The organism is Hymenobacter sp. UYP22, from assembly GCF_040547285.1.
Classification (GTDB): Bacteria; Bacteroidota; Bacteroidia; order Cytophagales; family Hymenobacteraceae; genus Hymenobacter.
Genome location: NZ_JBEPPK010000004.1, coordinates 204472 through 218049 on the forward strand (window position 1 = coordinate 204472; position 13578 = coordinate 218049).

At 62.5% G+C, this 13578-nt stretch carries 14 protein-coding genes; 6 read left to right on the forward strand and 8 right to left on the reverse strand.

Features of this window, described 5'->3' with window-relative positions:
- The first annotated feature begins 76 nt into the window (after positions 1-76).
- Complete coding sequence (gene dnaA, locus ABIB60_RS09415) at positions 77-1576, forward strand: chromosomal replication initiator protein DnaA (protein WP_354579409.1); 1500 nt, start codon at positions 77-79, stop codon at positions 1574-1576.
- A gap of 84 nt (positions 1577-1660) precedes the next feature.
- Here dnaA and ABIB60_RS09420 read toward each other — a convergent pair whose 3' ends face one another.
- The 4 genes from ABIB60_RS09420 to ABIB60_RS09435 form a co-directional block, all read right to left on the reverse strand.
- The gene (locus ABIB60_RS09420) at positions 1661-2140 is read right to left on the reverse strand and encodes a hypothetical protein (protein WP_354579410.1); all 480 of its coding nucleotides are present in this window, start codon (positions 2138-2140) and stop codon (positions 1661-1663) included.
- 148 nt (positions 2141-2288) lie between these two features.
- A complete protein-coding gene (locus ABIB60_RS09425; RefSeq protein ID WP_354579412.1) occupies positions 2289-3443 on the reverse strand; it encodes an NAD(P)/FAD-dependent oxidoreductase in 1155 nt (384 codons plus the stop codon).
- Between the two features lie 36 nt (positions 3444-3479).
- Positions 3480-3902 carry a DUF4174 domain-containing protein gene (locus tag ABIB60_RS09430; protein ID WP_354579414.1) on the reverse strand — a complete coding sequence of 141 codons (423 nt, stop codon included), beginning with the start codon at positions 3900-3902 and terminating at the stop codon, positions 3480-3482.
- 7 nt (positions 3903-3909) lie between these two features.
- Complete coding sequence (locus ABIB60_RS09435) at positions 3910-4908, reverse strand: alpha/beta hydrolase (protein WP_354579416.1); 999 nt, start codon at positions 4906-4908, stop codon at positions 3910-3912.
- Between the two features lie 130 nt (positions 4909-5038).
- On the opposite strand from ABIB60_RS09435, the gene ABIB60_RS09440 reads away from it, so the two are divergent.
- From ABIB60_RS09440 to ABIB60_RS09455, 4 genes are all read left to right on the forward strand, one after another.
- Complete coding sequence (locus tag ABIB60_RS09440) at positions 5039-5797, forward strand: L,D-transpeptidase family protein (RefSeq protein ID WP_354579418.1); 759 nt, start codon at positions 5039-5041, stop codon at positions 5795-5797.
- A gap of 105 nt (positions 5798-5902) precedes the next feature.
- Positions 5903-6703: a M57 family metalloprotease gene (locus tag ABIB60_RS09445; RefSeq protein ID WP_354579420.1), complete on the forward strand. Its 801-nt coding sequence runs from the start codon at positions 5903-5905 to the stop codon at positions 6701-6703.
- A gap of 93 nt (positions 6704-6796) precedes the next feature.
- Positions 6797-7339 (forward strand): NUDIX hydrolase, encoded by a 543-nt coding sequence (locus tag ABIB60_RS09450; RefSeq protein ID WP_354579421.1) that lies wholly within the window; start codon positions 6797-6799, stop codon positions 7337-7339.
- 101 nt (positions 7340-7440) lie between these two features.
- On the forward strand, positions 7441-8541 hold the full coding sequence (locus ABIB60_RS09455) for a YncE family protein (RefSeq protein ID WP_354579423.1): 1101 nt from the start codon (positions 7441-7443) through the stop codon (positions 8539-8541).
- 185 nt (positions 8542-8726) lie between these two features.
- On the opposite strand, the gene ABIB60_RS09460 is transcribed toward ABIB60_RS09455, so the two are convergent.
- Positions 8727-10127: a DUF5723 family protein gene (locus ABIB60_RS09460; RefSeq protein WP_354579425.1), complete on the reverse strand. Its 1401-nt coding sequence runs from the start codon at positions 10125-10127 to the stop codon at positions 8727-8729.
- 128 nt (positions 10128-10255) lie between these two features.
- On the opposite strand from ABIB60_RS09460, the gene meaB reads away from it, so the two are divergent.
- On the forward strand, positions 10256-11233 hold the full coding sequence (gene meaB / locus ABIB60_RS09465; protein ID WP_354579427.1) for a methylmalonyl Co-A mutase-associated GTPase MeaB: 978 nt from the start codon (positions 10256-10258) through the stop codon (positions 11231-11233).
- An 83-nt stretch (positions 11234-11316) separates the two neighbouring features.
- Here meaB and ABIB60_RS09470 read toward each other — a convergent pair whose 3' ends face one another.
- From ABIB60_RS09470 to ABIB60_RS09480, 3 genes are all read right to left on the reverse strand, one after another.
- The gene (locus ABIB60_RS09470) at positions 11317-12015 is read right to left on the reverse strand and encodes a pirin family protein (RefSeq protein ID WP_354579429.1); all 699 of its coding nucleotides are present in this window, start codon (positions 12013-12015) and stop codon (positions 11317-11319) included.
- Positions 12012-12527 (reverse strand): hypothetical protein, encoded by a 516-nt coding sequence (locus ABIB60_RS09475; protein WP_354579431.1) that lies wholly within the window; start codon positions 12525-12527, stop codon positions 12012-12014. The genes ABIB60_RS09470 and ABIB60_RS09475 overlap by 4 nt, the downstream gene beginning before the upstream one ends.
- An 88-nt stretch (positions 12528-12615) precedes the next feature.
- Positions 12616-13341 carry a dioxygenase family protein gene (locus tag ABIB60_RS09480; protein ID WP_354579432.1) on the reverse strand — a complete coding sequence of 242 codons (726 nt, stop codon included), beginning with the start codon at positions 13339-13341 and terminating at the stop codon, positions 12616-12618.
- Positions 13342-13578: the final 237 nt, after the last annotated feature.

Genomic DNA, 13578 nt, shown 5'->3' on the forward strand with positions numbered 1-13578 from the left:
ATAGCCCCCTCGGGGCCCTTGGCTGGCCCGTTATTTTTCTCACCTGCACACCCGTTGCTCCTGCCCTATCTCATTGATGCTCAAGGATTGTCGTACCGTATGGGCCAACTGTCTGCGTGTCATCAAGGCAACGATTGGTGAGCAGAGTTTCCGGACGTGGTTTCAACCCATTGTGCCGGTGCAGCTCCATAATAACATTCTGCTGATTCAGGTGCCGAGCACCTATTTCTACGAGTTTCTGGAGGAGCACTACGTAGAAGAATTGAAGCGCGCTATTCACCAGGAGCTGGGCCCCGATGGCCGCCTGGAGTACAGCATTGTGGTAGATCAGGGCAACGCTCAGCAGAAACCCCGGACGCTCAACCTGCCCACGGCCCGCAAATCGGCGGGGCCGGCGGCTTCTGCTACGCCGGCGGCCACGGCCATGGCCAGCAGCGCCATGACGGCGTCGGCCCGCAACGTGGCGGCGGCCTCGGTGGCGCCCGCTCCGGCCCCCCCCACCCTGCGTAACCCCTTCGAGGCCAGCAAAACCATTGAGCGCGACTACCTGAAGTCGCAGTTGAATACCACGTATACCTTCGAAAATTACATCGAGGGTGACTGCAACCGCCTTTCCCGCTCGGCGGGGTTGGCCGTGGCCAACAAGCCCGGTACCACCAGCTTCAATCCGCTCATGATTTACGGGGGTGTGGGCCTGGGCAAGACCCACCTGGTGCAGGCCATCGGCAACCACATCAAGGCCACCAACACCGAGAAGTTCGTGCTCTACGTGTCGGCCGAGAAGTTCACCAACCAGTTCATCGAAAGCCTGCGCTCCAACCAGGTACAGGACTTTGCCAACTTCTACCTGCTGGTGGATATCCTGATTCTGGACGACGTGCAGTTCCTCTCGGGCAAGGACAAGACCCAGGAAATGTTCTTCCACATCTTCAACCACCTGCACCAGGCGGGCAAGCAGATTGTGATGACTTCGGACCGCCCCCCGCGTGATTTGGTGGGGCTGGAAGACCGGCTACTCTCGCGCTTTAAGTGGGGCCTCACGGCCGACTTGCAGAGCCCCGACTTCGAGACGCGCATGGCCATCATCCAGAACAAGATGCAGCAGGATGGCATTGATATTCCGCCGCAGGTGGTGGAGTACCTGGCCCACTCGGTGAATACCAACGTGCGCGAGCTGGAAGGGGTGCTGATTTCCCTGGTAGCCCAAAGTAGCCTCAACCGCCGCGAAATTGACCTGGAAATGGCCAAGCAGGCGTTGCGGCACATTATTGAGGAGGTGGAGGCTGAGGTTAACCTCGACTTCATTCAGAAAACCTGCGCCGAGTACTTTGGCGTGTCTCTGGATTTGCTCAAGGCCAAAACGCGCAAGAAGGAAGTGGTAACGGCCCGGCAGGTGGCCATGTATTTCGCCAAGGAGCACACTACTCACTCGCTTAAAAGCATCGGCCACCATTTCGGGGGCCGCGACCATAGCACGGTAATTCACTCGGTGCAAACCGTTTCCGACCTGATTGACTCCGACAAGTCGTTCCGCAGCACGATTGTGGAGCTGCGCAAGAAGTTTGCGGGCAAGTAAACACGCTGCGCTTTACATGAAAAGGCCACGGGCCGCAACTGTGGTAGTTGCGGCCCGTGGCCTTTTTGGAGAGGAGGTTGATACTTACTGAGCGTCGCGCAGGGGTAAGTTATGCTTGGCGGCGAAGCTGCGCACCTGCTCACGCAGCATGCGCTTGCGCTTGGTGCCTTTTACCTGGCGCAGGCTCAGGGAGTAGTTGCCACCTTCTTTGAGCTGCACGCGCAGCTGCTGGGGTGCCAGCTCCAGACCCGCAATATTTTCGGCGGGGAATGCCTGCTTGGGCCGGAACAGGCCGTCTTTGTGTACAATGTAGGCGGGCGTGAACTCCAGGTAACTCTGGGTACCGAACACTGGTGCATTGTGCACCAGCACGTAGCCCAGGTAAATTAAGCTGAACACCAGAAATACATAGTGCAGAAAGTGCATGTCGCTGGCGCCTTCGCCCGTCACAATCAGAGACACGGTGTAGGCTATCCAGAGCAGGCCCAGGAAAAGCTGGCCCCAGAACGGGATGCGCTGCGTGTTGGCGGGTTGAAGACGGATGCGGGTAGAATCTGGATGCATAAGGGCGGGAGAGTCGCTGAGGCTCGCAAAAGTAAGTACTTATTTGTTGCGGAGGCCAAGCAGCAGCGCGGAGCTTAGCAAAGCTTAGCACCAGGGGTATTTCCCGGTGGCTACCCCACCGCGCCGCCGCCAGCCTCCCTGCTTCCTCCTACCCCAGCGCCTGCACCAGCCGCCGCCGTAGCCAGGGCCAGCGGCCTGCCCAAAAGGCCGCTTCTGTCAGCCAAGGCAGCCGGGCCAGCAGCTGCATGAGGCGGTAGCGCTGCCTTAGCTCCCGGCCTAGCCGCCGCTGCACGGCCACCTCGTACGGGAACAGCGCCGCCGCCGTGAAATCCTGAGTGGCGCAGCAGCGGCGGGCGTGCTCGGCGGCCAGCAACCCGCTGATGACGGCTTTGTCAATTCCGTGGCCCTGCATGGGGTCGATGAGGGCGGCGGCATCTCCGCAGAGCAGGGCGCGGGGGCCAGTAAGGGGCCGCCGGGAGCCCCCCAGCGGCAACCCAAACCCCTGCACCAGTCCTAGCTGGCGGGCGTTCTGAAAGCGGGCCGCTAGGTGCGGATGGGTAACCAGTAACTCGGCCAGCACCCGCTTCAAGTCTACTTTATGGCGGGCTATATCCGAGGACAGCATACCAAAACCTACATTGTAGGTGCCGTTGCCCACCGGAAATACCCAACAGTAGCCCGCCCGGTAGCGCCGCAAAAACAGGAAGTCACTGGTAGTATCCGGCGTGTCGGTTACGTCCTGGTAGTAGGCCCGCACGGCGGCGCAGTGCCGCTGCCGGTTGAGGGGGTGTGGGGCCAGCTGGCGCGCCACTACGGAGTTGGCCCCGTCGCAGCCGATTAACAGGTGGGCAGTAAGCTGAGTGCCGTTATGGAGCGTAACAGTGGCGCCGCTGGCGGTGGCCGCTACCGTTTTTACGGTGCTGCCTTCCAGTACCTCGGTGGCGGTGTGGCGGCGCACCAGGGTGAGCAGCGCCGCATCAAACTGCAACCGGGGGCTATTGAAAGCCGGAGCCTGCCAAGCTACGCTCACCTCCTGCCCCGCCGACGACACCAGGCGGCTGCACGCCACATCGGTGCGGTGCGGGGCCGTGAGGGCGCGCAGCTCCTGGGCGTACTGGGGGTTGAGGTGGGCCAGGGCCTTGAGCGTAGGGCCCGGAATGGCGTCGCCGCACACCTTGTCGCGCGGGAATTGCGCTTTGTCCAGCAGCCCCACCCGCAGGCCACTTCCTCCGAGCGCCAGGGCGCAGGCCGTGCCAGCCGGGCCGGCTCCAATAATCAGCACATCATACTCGGGCAAGCTCATGGCCGAAAGTACGCAGGGAGCGGCCTTTGCTGCACATCAAGGACGGCGCATTTCCTGGCGGCGCATGGGCATGGCATCAATGGTGGTAAAAAGCCGGGCGGGTGGCAGGGGCGTGCCAGCGCGTTGCTTCACGCCCCCGTCTTTGCCAATCAGCAGCACCGTGAAGCTGGTAGTTTTCACGCCCAATTGCTCACGCAGGTAGCGCCGGTCGGGGTCGGTGAGGTGGTCGAACAGCACTTCCCGCACCAGCAGGTCGCGGGCATTCATATCGTCCACAACGGGCCCGAGCAGTTGCTGCTGGCGGCGCAAATTGGCATCATCGGCGGTGGGGGCACAAAGCAACAATACGCGCTTCTGCCACTTGCTGGCTTTGAGCAGGGCTGCCAGGGAAGTCTGGGCCGGGCAGGTTGTGGCCAGTAGCCCCAGGCAGCCCAGTACCACGCTTATTCGGAGTAGCATAGCCAGGTTATAAGGAGTGTGTAGCCAAGGCTGGTACCGCATCCAGCCAGGCAAACAGCTGCTGGTAGGCCGTGGCCCGCACTTCCGGACCGGACAAAAATACGTCGTGCACGGCTCCGGGCAGGGGCAGGTTGGTTACCTGGGAACCCAGGCGGGGCGCCAGCCGCCGGATGTGCTCCACATCAAGTACAATATCGGCGCGCTGAAAATCCGCCTGCCAGTGCCGCCCGGTGGCCGTGCGGTCGGAGTGCAGCACCAGAACCGGCAGTGGCAGGCGCAGGCCGCGCTTTACCTGGGCCTGGCCCCGCCGGATGGCCCGCAGCCAGCCCGCATTCACCGCAAACACGTGGTTGGGTTTCCAGGCCAGGTTGTAGTCCCAGTGGCCCCGGTAGGCGCGGTGCAGGCTCTGGCCGTAGGTATCGGGGAGGCCGGCGGGCAACGGTAGCGTAGGCCATACCGCTCCCACGGCCACCGCCGCCGGCACGGTCACGTGCCGCCGCAGCCACGACTGGTGTAGCTCCAGAAATGGGCTGTTCAGCACCACCGCCCGCACCTGGGCCGGCTGGCGGTGGGCGGCATACAGGGCCGTAATTAGCCCGCCCGTGGAGTGGCCCATCAGCACTACTTCCGCAAAGCCTTCCTGGCGCAGCTGGGCCAGGGCGTCATCCAGGTCGGGGTAATACTCGCTGAGGTGGCGCACCGTGTTAGGCTGCTGGTGCGGCAGCAGGGCCCGGCCGTATTTGCGCAAATCGAGGGCGTAGAAGCCGTAGCCGTGGGCCGTGCACTCCAGGGCCAGCTCCCGCTGGAAGAAATAGTCGTTGAAACCATGCACGTACAGCACCGCCTGGCCGATGGAGGGCCTCTCCTGGCCGGACTGGCACCGGATCAGCACGGCCCGCACGGGCCCTTCGTAGTCGGCGGGCTGGGGCAGGATGAGCTGTTCGAAGCCCGCCCCCAATACATCGGGCTGGTAAGTACCGGAAAGGGATGCGGGAGTGGGAGCCATAGCCTGCCTACGCAAAACCGCGCCGCCCGATACGGCCTTTGCCGAATATAGTACCTGCTCTATACGAAACCGCTTGGCCGGCCCGTTTACCTTACTCTGGCGATTAGGTAGCTGCTTTTCTCTCCCTTGTATGCGTTTTCTATTGCTAACGGCCGCTGTGCTGCTGGTAGCGGCCGCCGCGCGCTCCTCAGTGCGCGCGCCCGAGCCCAATCTGGCCTTCCGGGCTAACCAACTGCTGTTTCCTAAGGTGCGGGTAGCCTACGCGGCCTACCATGGCGCGGCGCGGGCGCAGCTGCGCCGCAACGGCTTAGTGCCCGAGCGACTGGAGCTGTTTCTGCGGGCGTTTAAAGTGGGCCGGCGAGTGGAGGTATGGGGGCGCAACCAAGGCCAGGGGCAGTTTGTGCTGCTGCGCACGTTCCGGCTGGCCGGCACCTCCGGCACGCTGGGGCCCAAGCGCCAGGCCGGCGACGGGCAGATTCCGGAGGGATTTTACACCATCAACCGCTTTAACCCCGACAGCAAGTACTACCTCTCGCTGGGCCTCGACTACCCCAACGTCGCCGACCAGGTGCGCGCCGGTACCCTTGACCCCGGCAACGATATTTTCATCCACGGCTCCGACGAAACCATTGGCTGCCTGCCCATCACCGACGAGGGCATCCGGGAGCTGTACGTGCTGGCGGTGGAGGCACGCAGCGCCGGGCAGGCAAGTATACCGGTGCACATCTTCCCCTTTGAGCTAACGGACGAGAACCTGGCCCGGCGTATGGCTAGCCCCCACCTTGCATTTTGGCAGCAGCTGGCTCCTGGCTACCAGTTTTTCGAGCGCACCCACGAGTTGCCCACGGTAGCTATTACAGCCGCTGGCAGCTACGCTTGCGCCAACTAGTGGGGCAGTGGCACTCAGCCGCAGCATTAAAATCAACCTACTATAACGCTAGTATTCATTTATATACCTACATTATCAGCATCCATTCACCACAACCACATACCTATGAAGCTCACCTCATTTCTACTGATGACAGGCATTGCAGCGTTGCCTGTACTGAGTGGCTGCTCCGAAAAAGAAGCCGTAGTGAACAAACAGGAGGACATTAGCGCTGAGGCGCTGACGCAAATCCGGCAGTTAGGCTTTAGTACTGCCAATGTTTCGCGCGACGAGGACGGCAGCTACATTGTGGAGGGAGATATTGCCCTGTCGCCGGCTGATTTGAGTACCCACAACCCGGTGCAGCTGCTGCGCGTGGGCCAGGATGAGCAGTACCGCACTACCAACTTGGTTACCGGCCTGCCTCGGGTGGTTACCATCAGTATTTCCAGCCAGCTACCCGCTGCTTACGTAGCCGGCCTCGATGAGGCCATTGCCCGCTATAATGCCCAGGGCCTGCAGCTCACTTTCCAGCGCGTATCATCGGGGGCGGCCATTAGCATTGTGCGGGGCAACGGCAGCTACCTGGCTTCGGCGGGCTTCCCTACCAGCGCGGGGGCACCGTTCAACGAGGTGAAAGTGAATTCGCGGGCCATTGGCAACACCCCGGTTACTGCCTACTTGGCTACCATTCTGGCCCACGAGATTGGCCACTGCATTGGCTTCCGCCACACCGACTACATGGACCGGAGTTACAGCTGCGGGGGCTCAACGGCCAATGAAGGTGCCAGCACAGTGGGCGCCGTTCTGATTCCGGGCACACCCTCCAGCGCCGACCCCAGCTCCTGGATGCTGGCCTGCATTGGCTCGGGCCAGAGCCGCCCCTTCAATGCCAACGACCGGACCGCCCTAAGCTACCTGTACTAAAACGGGCGGCAGCTGCCGGCTCAACCCCGAGTCGGCCGAAGCCGTAACTTGCCAGCGCCGACGCGGAATAGCCCGCGTCGGCGCTGTTGCGTTATGCCTGATTTCCTGTTTCCCAAAACCCTCCGTGACTCCGCCGTTCTTGTACCTGTTTTCCGCGACGAGGCCGGTGAGCTGCAGGTGGTGATGGTACGCCGGGCGGCCTTCGGGGTGCACGGCGGCCAGTTGGCATTTCCGGGGGGCAAGCCCGAACCCCAAGACGCCGATTTACGGGCTACCGCCCTGCGGGAAGCGTTTGAGGAAGTGTATCTGCCGCCCACCAACGTTGCCATTCTGGCGGCCCTGCCCACCGTGCCGGTGCTTACCGGCTTCCGCATCAGCCCGTTTCTGGGCCGCATCCGGCGGCCGGCGGCGTGGCAGTGGCAAACCAGCGAGGTAGATGAAGTGCTGGAAATTCCGCTCCGTTTTCTGGCCGATGCTACTAACCACACCGAGGAAATCTGGGAGCTGCCCGGCTGGCCGGGCCCGCGCCGCATCCCGTTCTACCGGCTGGCGGGCGGGCACCCGCTCTGGGGAGCCAGCTACAACATTATTCGCCCGCTCATTCCGCGCCTGCTGGCCGGGGAGTGGGAAATATAGAAGCTCTAACGGGCAGCAGGCCGGCAATCAATCTTCTTGCCTTCTTCCAAAAATCTGGCACGAAATTGCATCCTGACTGGCACCGAATCATCTGACCTGATATGAAACGACTTTCCTTTTTGCCGCTATTACTGGCCCTGCTGCTGCCGGGGGCCGCCCTGGCCCAGCGGGAGCAATCCATTTGGCTGTTTGGACAGCAGGCCGGCCTGCAATTTCCCGAGGGCGGAGGTGCACCTACTCCCCTGCTCACCAGCAAAATGACCACTTACGAGGGTTCGGCCGTGGCCACCAATCAGCAGGGCCAGCTGCTGTTCTACACCAATGGCGAGTTTGTGTTCAACCGTCAGCACCAGGTAATGCCCAACGGCCGCAAGCTGATGGGTTCCAACTCCAGCACCCAGAGTGCCCTCATTGTGCCCGACCCCGGCAGTGGCAACGTGTTTTATGTATTTACCGTGGGCGCCCAGGGTGGCCCCAACGGCCTGCGCTACTCCGTGGTGGATATGACCCGGGAAAATGGCCTCGGCGACGTGCCCCGCCTGAACGCCCTGCTCATTTCGCCCGTGGCCGAAAAGCTGGCCGCCGTGCGCCACCAGAACGGCCGCGACGTCTGGATTGTGGCGCACCGCTGGAATTCCAACGCCTTCGTGAGCTTCCTGGTAACGGCCGACGGGGTGCAGAGCAAGCCCATTATGAGCAACGTGGGCAGCATGCACGCCGGCCCCGGCCGCAACGCCATCGGGGCCATGAAATTCTCGCCCGATGGCCGCAAGCTGGCCGTGGCTCTGTGGCGGGAGGCCAACAAGTACGAGGTGTTTGATTTCGACCGCACCACTGGCCTGGTGAAGAACGTGAAAGCCTTTGCCCCCTACCCCGAAGCCTACGGCGTGGAGTTTTCCCCCGACGGCTCCAAGCTCTACGGCTCCAGTAACGGGGAAGGCGGCGGCCAGGCCCAGGTATACCAGTTCGATTTGAAGACCGGCAAGGCCACCGTCATCGGTAAATCCTCGAACCGCAAAGTAGGCTCTTTGCAGCGCGCCCCCGACGGTAACATCTACGTGGCCCGCGAGGACAACCAGTTTCTGGGCATCATCCAGAACCCCAACTCCGAGGCCGCTAAGTACGTGGATGACGGCCTGAAACTTGGGGGCCGCCGCAGCAAGCTGGGCCTGCCCATCTTCATCACCGAGCCGGGGAAATAGATAAAGTTGTGAAATGGTGAAGTTGTGACAGGTTACCGCTGTACCAAGCCCGAGAAGAAACCAAAAGCCCCTGACGTCCGTGCTGGCGTCAGGGGCTTTTTCATAGGTCGGCGTTGCACACTGCGGCAAGGAAGGGCTGCTTGGCCCCCGACTTGCAATGACAGCTCACCACTTCACCACTACATCTACTGCGACTTGCCGCCCAGCTTAAACCGCAGAAAACCGCCAGCCACTGATAGGTAGGGGTTTTCGGAGGTGAGCAGGCCGGCCACGTCGCGGGTGCTGAGGCCGGCCTCGTAGAAGCTGGTGACGAGCGTAACGCCCAGCGGCACGCTGAAGCCGTAGCCGGCCCCGCCCGTCAGGCCGCTGCTCAGGCGCAGCCATTTGGCCGGTTTGTAGTCGATGCCGGCGCCCACAAAGGTGGAGGGCAAGTTGCCAGCCACCTGATTCAGGGGCATGGTTACATCCAGGCCCACCTCGAAATACTCACTGAGGCGTACCCCGGCCCCGGCCCGCAGCTTGGTGGGCAAGTCGGCGCGGCGGTCCTGGCTGGGCTGGTACTGAAACAGACTATCGGAGCCGGAGGCAAAGATTTCGGCGGCTTCCTTAACGAAGTTGTAGCTCTCCACCCCATTGGATTTAAGCCGCTTCAGTTTCTGGTCGTTGGCCGTGAGCAGGTTGCCGTTCCAGGTCATGTGGCCGATATCGGTAACGGCCAGGCCCAGCCGCAACGCCTTGCCCACCTCGGCGGCCACGCCCACATCAAAGCCGTGGCCCTTGCCCACGGGGCTCAGCCCGTTGCCAGTGCGCAGGTTGAAGCTGGGGTTGCTGGCCACGGTACCGTAGTCGATATCAAATACCGGCGACATGGAGGTGTAGGCCTGCAAATTGCCGGGCTGCACGCGCACATCCACAATACCCACGCCCTGCACGTAGCGGTACCCCGCCCCCGCCGACAGCTGAAACAGCGGCAAATCGAGCAGGCGCGTGCCCCAGGCCAGGTTGAACTCATTCAGCACCGAAAACTGCATTTCGGTGCCGGCCAACGCTTCCGTTACCAAAGGCACATTGCCAGCGGCAGTGGTGGTGTAAATAGGGGCATCCCGGCCCAGAAATAGGATATCCGCCGCGTTTTTATTGAGCCCCACGTGCCCGGCCGTGCGCACCCGGTTGCTGATGGCCACGCCCCCAATTACGGGCAGCTGCACGGCCAGCGCTAGGGTGGTCGCATCGGCATTGAAGTTGAGGGCATTATCGGAGTTGAAGGCCGTGGCCAGCGTCTGCTTTTCGGCGGCCGTGAGCTGCTCGTTGGGGTTGGTGATAAAGCGGCGCAGCTGCTGGCGCGTGAGCGACTGGGACGCGGCTCCGGCCCCCACCTCCCCAATGGTAAACGCCACCGTGGCCCCGCCCACCCGGCCCAGGTTGGCGGGGTTGATGCCAATGGCTTGGTAGTCGGAGGCAAAGGTGGTGGCCACGCCGCCCCGGCCGGTGGCGGTAAAGTTGCTAAGCTCATTCTGAGCCAGCGCGGGGGCGGCGGCGCCCAGCACCCCAGCCGCCAGTGCGGCCACAAATCGGGAAATCATCATGGCAAGAAGTAGCGTAAGGTGTAGCTTGCGGCGGTAAGTGGCAGTCTGGTGGCTACCGGCTGCTGAAAATACCCATTTCCCGGTGTCCGGTGCAAGCTACGGGCTGGCCCCTCATTTATCAACGCTTCGTGCCCAAACGCTTTTCCCCTGCTGAATATAGTGACGGCGTGCTGGCCGGCAGCCGCGTCATGCTCAGCCGCGCCATTACGCTGGTCGAAAGCACCCTGCCCTCCGACCAGGAGTTGGCCCGGCAAGTGCTCGATGCCGTACTGCCGCACACCGGCCGCTCAGTGCGGGTGGGTATTACGGGCGTGCCGGGCGTGGGCAAAAGCACGTTTATTGAGGCCCTGGGGCTGCACTTGGTGCGCGAGCAGGGCAAGCGCCTGGCGGTACTGGCCGTGGACCCCAGCAGCCAGCGCAGCGGGGGCAGCATCCTCGGCGACAAAACCCGCATGAACGAGCTAGCCGCGCATCCGCAGGCCTTCATCCGGCCCAGCCCGGCCGGGCGCAGCCTGGGGGGCGTTACGCGCAGCACCCGCGAGGCACTGGCCTTGTGCGAGGCGGCCGGCCACGACGTGATTTTTGTGGAAACCGTGGGCGTGGGCCAGAGCGAAACCGCCGTGCATGGCATGGTGGATTTCTTCCTGCTGCTGATGCTGGCCGGGGCCGGCGACGAGCTGCAGGGCATCAAGAAGGGCATTATGGAAATGGCCGACGCCGTGACCATCACCAAGGCTGACGGCGGCAACGAGCAGGCCGCCCGCCGGGCCCGGGCCGAGTACCAGAACGCTTTGCACCTATTCCCGCTGGCGGCCTCCCAGTGGAGCCCGGTGGTTACCACCTCCTCGGCCCTCACGGGGGCGGGCGTGCCCGAGGTGTGGCAGGTAGTGGAGCAGTACGTGCAGCACGCCCACGGCAACGGCTACTTCCAGCAGCGCCGCCAGGAGCAAAACCTGCACTGGCTCCACGAAACCATTCGGGAAACCTTGGAAACCCGCTTTTACGCCCGCCCCGAGGTAGCCGCCCACCTCCCGGAGCTGCGCCGACAGGTAATGGGCGGTAGCAAATCGGCCTTCGGGGCGGCAGAGGAGCTGTTGGGGTTGTAGTGCGAAGCCGTGGTGTTGCGTCTGGTTTCAGCGGGGTAAGCTATCCGCAACCTTTCAATGCCAAACCAGGCAACGGCCTAGTGCTACTGCGGAACTTCTAGTATTAGCACCAGCGCGTTGTTGCTCAGGGCTTCCAGCTCGGCTTCCCTTACTTGCCACAGCGCCAGCCCATCTTGGGCGTGCAGCAGCCGGCCTTCCACCTCAAAAGCACCGGCCAGCACGTAGGCAAAAAACAGAGCCTGCTCACTGCCGGAGCGGTATACCTCTTCTTGCCGGCCCACAAACCGGCCCAGACTCAGGCCGAATGGCCAGGGGCCGGCCGGGCGAAGGAGTTCGGCCAGTCCATTTTCCAGTTGAGCAAAGGTGTAGCTGCTGATGGTGGCCGGCGTTGGCTGTGCCAGGGGCTCAGCGGCTACCCACAGGTGCAGAAAGCGCACTGCCTCCGCCGCGTAGGGGTTGCGCAACCTCAGCACCTCCCCCTCCGGCAGGGTGGCTACCCACACCTGCTCCACCTGCACCAGCGCTGGTTTGCCATCAGCCGCGCAGTTGACCTCGCCGGTTAAGGGCAGCACCACGCAATAGGCCGCCTGGGCGGCGGGCAGCGTCAGGTGCTGGCCGCCGTGCAGGGTTTCCTCATTGCAGGCCAGCAGCCGCCCAAGGGGCTGGCGCTGCGCATCCTGGTAGGGGCCAAAGGAAAACACGCTGGTTCGGCTCGACTGCGGAGTAGCCAGCGTCCCGTGCTGGTCGGCCAGGAAGATGCGGCCGGGCGAGAGTTGACTCATGAGGCAAGGGCCGTTTGGATGGAATATACGCTTAGGTAAGGCTGCAGCGCCACCAGGTGCGTCAGCAGCTCCCCATTTTCGGGTAGGGCCGCCGCCTCCGATACCAGCAGCAGGCTGTTGATGGTGTCGTGCCAGGTGAGTGGGTCGGAAAAGAAGTTGATGGCTACCTGATGGCGGCTTTTATCCTGAAAGTCGGAGTTGATAATTTCAAACTGAAACCGGCTAAACCCCAGGAAATGGCGGCCCAGGTTATTTACCACGTCGGGTATCAGCCCGCCCAGCTGGGGCAGGTAGCCCCGGGCCACGGCACTTACCAGAAACGGCAGCTGGCTGGCTCCCGGCGCGTGGTGCAGCAGCTCGGCGTAAGTGCGGTAGCGACCCTGGGGGTTGTACACCTGGGCCTGCAGACGAAGCTCGGCATAGGTATCCTCAAACACCAGCTTGTCCCAGGGGCGTTGGGAGGTGGTATCTATAATTTTGCGGTAGCACAGGGTGATAATACGCTCAGCCATACTCAGGATTTCGAGGCAATAAGAAAACCGCGCCGAAGCTGCTCACCCCCGCGCGGTTTCTGTGTATATAGGGCACTTGCGCAGGCGCTTAAGCCGGCACCGCAAACATAATATTCAGCTGGAAGCCCGCCGACGTGCTACCCGTTACGGTGGCCAACTCCTGGGTTACCCCGTCGCTGAACACGTTGTCCTGGGCATTGCTGGTATAGCCGCTCAACCCTTTCTTGTACCCGTTTACGGCCGCAACAGCTGTGCCCATACCCTCGGGAAAGGCAATTTGGGTGACTTTGAGCGAGGTGCCGGTGGCTGAATATACGTGCACGTGAATGTGGGTGGCGCGGCCCGAGTACCAGCCGGGAAAAATGGAAGTAAACTTTACCTGCCCGCTGGCATCGGTGGTTTGGCGGCCCCGCAGGAAGTGCACGGCCTGGTAGTTGGTGCTCTGCATACCCGTACCGCCGTACTCGGAATAGTTGCCCTCGGCGTCGCAGTGCCAGATGTCCACTAAGGCCCCAGCCAGGGCGGCGCAGCTGTTGTTGCTGTTGGTAATAGTGATGGTGGCCGTCAGGGCGTAGCCCGCGCGGCCGTCCGTAATGTCGGAGCGCACGTACGACGAGGGCACTTTGGTGGGGAAAGGCCCTTCGGTTTCGGTGGGAGCTACGGCGCAACTCCCCGATGAGGAGCCCCCGCCCGAGGTGGTACCACCGGTGCTGGGCGCGGCGGCATCCGAGTCGGCTTTGCTGCAGGCCGCCAGCACCGCCGGGGCCGAAACAGCGCCCACAAACAGGCTCTTCAAAAAGTTCTTGCGTTCCATAAGGCAGTACGGGTTAAATGATTGGCTGAATTCCTAGCTGAATTTGCCGCTCAACTTCCCCGCTGCCAATTCTAATCGACAGATACGCCGTAATTACCGATGGCTAGGCGAAATAGCTGGACTGTAACGGCGGCCCAAGTTCTGCGGCCCTGCCTGCCACTGCTAGCTCTACAGACAAGTAAGCCCCCGGCGCTACGGCCGGGGGCTTACTTGTCGGCTGAGGGCAGCCGGCTCAAG